Annotated in this window: 2 protein-coding genes; both read right to left on the reverse strand. The window is 34.8% G+C overall.

Translation table 11 applies throughout. The features are described from left to right. Positions 1–33: 33 nt before the first annotated feature. A complete protein-coding gene (locus tag KGF70_RS16475) occupies positions 34–1086 on the reverse strand; it encodes a hypothetical protein (protein ID WP_216769601.1) in 1053 nt (350 codons plus the stop codon). A gap of 2009 nt (positions 1087–3095) precedes the next feature. Then, positions 3096–4031, reverse strand: a 936-nt coding sequence (gene pyrB, locus KGF70_RS16480; protein WP_216769603.1) for an aspartate carbamoyltransferase, incomplete at its 5' end; no start/stop codon positions are given.

Here is a 4031-nt window from a genome sequence, read left to right on the forward strand (position 1 = left end):
GAGTTTTCTATATGCGTAAAGAAAAGATCGTCTTTATAAAATAAAGCGATTCTCAATAATCGTTTTTTTTGTTACGATGGCACCTTCTATCGCATTATCTAAAAGATTAGAAACGATGCGAATATAATCTAGTAAGTCAATATAGCAGTTTTCGATATTCTCTTTTACTTCGAGCGTTACCAGGATGTTCTTCTGCTGTGCAGCTAAAACCTTAGCAGAAATGACACTTTTTAATGCTGGATTTAAAACGTTTGAGAGATCCGCAACATTAAGCTTTGTGCGATTAATACCGACTTGTGTTTCGGATAGCACATCACTATAGACTGATTTTATTAAAGCAATGTCTTCTGTTTTAATGCTTTCTTCGAGAGACAGTAAGATATTGGTGAAATCATGCCTAAAGCCAGCCAGCTCTCGATAGAGTTGTTCTATCTCAAGATAATAGGGTAATGAATTTTCGTATTGTTCGGCCTTAGCATCTTTAATCTCTTGTATTAAATAGTTTCGTGCTTGAATTCCCAAAAAAGCTAGTAACGCAAAAAACATAAAAATATAGACAAAGAATATATACGCAGTATACATTTCAAGGCTTTCGGTAGCGTTCTTGACTGTTTCAATTGTATAGACAACTAAAAAGATTAAAAATTCAATGGTTAAGATTCTATTCGCGGGGAGAAGAATGTCATGTCGTATATATTCGACATCTTCTTTTAGAACAGTGAAATTAATATGCATTATTTTTAACGTGAGCCAATGGATTGAAATCGGTAGTATCACGATACCAATAACTTGAATTTCTTTTATAGCATAAACTTTGGCTGGTAAAAAAAGGTAAAAAGAGAGACCAATGAGATTTGTTAATAAGAGAGAAATAAAACTTGTATAAATACTGTAGAAATATATAAGTCTAAAAGGCTGATAGCGATCATGCAAATAAGTGTGTATCAGCATAAAAGGTAAAATTGTTATTATCCATAAACCGTTAAGAATCGGCGTTACCAATACAGTTAATAAAATTGAAATACCAACAGTTTTGAGATTAAGCCTTATCTTGGTAACCTGTCTGTGAATAGTCCAAAGTAACACCCATTGCCAACATATTAGCAAGATATAAAGTAATGCATCTATGATTGTATTCACCGCTTTCATAAGTCTATATTTAGTTAAGTACTACGATGATATCATACAGAGGTAGTCAATTATATTGCTAACCAGGCCGTTTTTACTGCTTTATAGAGATTTCGTGAGCAGGTGATAGGAATATCTATATATGCATAAAAGCTAACTGCAGCACTACTTTAATCTTAGACATTAATAGTTGCAAATTTTAGATTATACAAACATTTCTAGAACCACTTAGTAAGCATTTCTGCCAGCTTGATGGTCAATCACTACGTAAAACTTCAATTGATTTAGCAGATATTAGTTCAGGAGGAAAATTAAAATTGGTTTGGTTTCAATTGATTTTCTTAATTCATTCTACCCAGCTAGAAATTGCGTTACCTGTCTGATAGCCAACTTCATATAGGTCTTTAATAATTCCGGGACCAAAGTAGCAGATTATAAATAATACGGCTAAAATCAGAATGACGGATACCATTTTTTGTGGATTTGAAAATTGAGAAAACAGGTTGTTCATCGTATTCACCTCGTTTAATTTTGACAAGATCAAGATATGTCGTTATTTTTAACTCGTCTATGTGTCGGACGAGTAGCCCTCACCTGTCGTAAGTAGATTAGCAGAAATGCTTCCAATATTGCCTTCAAGTTCTTCCGGTTCATTTTAGCGATGCTGGAGAATTTATGCTGTTTTCTACATATGCTGCGCCATTATTTCAACAGTTGTACGGCTATCGCATCTTTAAATTAGCATCAATTCACTTAATACTAAATACTCACTTCCAAAACGGTCATTGAAACAATCTCAAACGGTCGGTAGTGTTTTAAAATCAAATCCTTACAGAGCTTATATTCAACATAGTTAAGAGATAAATGTAGCACACGAAAGACATTTTATGATTCTGTGTACTTTAAGAAATTGTCCATGCCTAACGATTCGGAGTGAAGAATATACCATTTCGGAAGAATGGGTATCGGATATATAACGCGTATGATATATTAACTTTATGATATCGGCGTAGCAGGAATTATTATTGTAGATGTTGATGAACTTGCTTTGGGTGCATAACTCAATGCGGCAACAAGAAAAAATGGTGATTTATGACGCAAAAATTAGCAAATAACATTTTAATTGGTTGTGCGATTATAGCTTTGCTTACCTTGCTTGGTAGTTTGGTGTCTTCAAGTATATGGGAATATGGTTATTGGAATGATGGCACAAAAACAAGTGCAGTTTGTTTAATATTGATATGCATTTATTTGTATTATCATAGTTAGCATTTTAGACTTTGTCTTCTGATTTATTCGAAACTAAGGCCTGGGATTGTTTATCGCTGAAGTGTGATAAGCAATCCCAGGCCTTTTCTGTTAATAAATCGGATTTATACTCTGATTTAAACTTTTTCTGTCTCTATTGATACTACTGGTTCTTCACCGTTTGAGCGTCCCAGTGGTGTACTACGAGCATATAGCCCAACTAAAGTTCTTAAGAGTCCTGCGATTAAAATAATGACGGTGGGATGTTTCACATGAAACATTAAAATGGAATTGAAATACTTAGGTATTCAAACATTTAAAATGTTAGATGTTCTAGCAGCTAATTATAGTTAGTTGTTCCAACTAAATACATAAAACATAAATTGCAAATTCAGCTTGCCTCCAGTCCCTGTTTGTTAGTTATTGGTGATGTCAATATTGATAATAGTCAGGTTTATAACTCAAGTAATTTTTGGGTGATAGAGTCCCCAAAAAACTGAATCGCTAATTTCTCCAACTTGTTGATCAAGGTGTAACCGATTTGAAAGGGCAAAAGTATTCTGCTTATAAGTGGCTAACATAGTCGATATATTAGAGTTCAAAAGTTCCATGCTTCTTTGAGCTCCGAGTACAACATTAACGTCTCCTTAAAATATGATGCATCTATCTATGCTGATTACACGCATCTATGCCGTAATCACAAAGACTAGTTATGCTGCTCATTTTGTATTAGATGTATGTTTAGAAATTAATAGTTCAATTAGGGCCATGCGCGCATACTTTCCAAATTTGACTTGATCAAAATATTTTGCCTGAGGAAGAACGTCAAACTCACGAGGTAGTTCTGTACCTCGTGGCAAAGGATGCATTAAAAGGGTGTTAGCATCTAAATCAGTGGGGTTAAAATTTTCAACCTGCGTTAATTCAGTCGGAGATTTTTTAATCAATGATTGCGGAAAACGTTCTGTTTGAATTCTTGTCAAGTAAATGATATCTGCTGAATGAATACCTGTTTGAATTGATTGTTCTTCGTAAAACAGTGTGTTCGTGTTTGTTAGTTTTGTTCTTAATTCGTTCGGAATTCTCAACTCATCTGGTGAGACGAATGTAAAAGTATTATTTCCAAATCGCAAAAGCTCTTTGACTAACGAATGTACTGTTCTACCATATTTAAGGTCACCAGCAAAGATCAAATGTAGACCAGATAATGTTTTCTTGTTTTCATAAATTGTCATCAAATCCGCTAGAGTTTGTGTCGGATGTAAGCCAGCACCGTTACCAGCATTGATCAGTGGAACAGATGAATTTGCAAGTGCTATATCTGGCGCGCTGATGTCGGGATGTCTTAGCACGATTAAGTCAGCATATTGTGAAGCAACTCGTATTGTATCAGCTAAGGATTCTCCTTTGGCTACTGAGGCTGAACTACTGGACTCAAACCCAATTGTGCTCCCGCCTAATGCATTCATCGCCGACGCAAAACTAAGCCGCGTACGTGTGCTTGGTTCGTAAAATAGACTAGCCATTTGCATACCATCTAATTCATGTAAAACAGTCACATCATGATTTGCTATAGAATGAGCACGCCTTAGTAAGGATAAAGTTTCAGATACAGATAAGTCACTATTCTTCGTAAAATTAAGCATTTTAAGCCT

The organism is Lactiplantibacillus sp. 7.2.4, from assembly GCF_018991185.1.
Lineage (GTDB): Bacteria > Bacillota > Bacilli > Lactobacillales > Lactobacillaceae > Lactiplantibacillus > Lactiplantibacillus pentosus.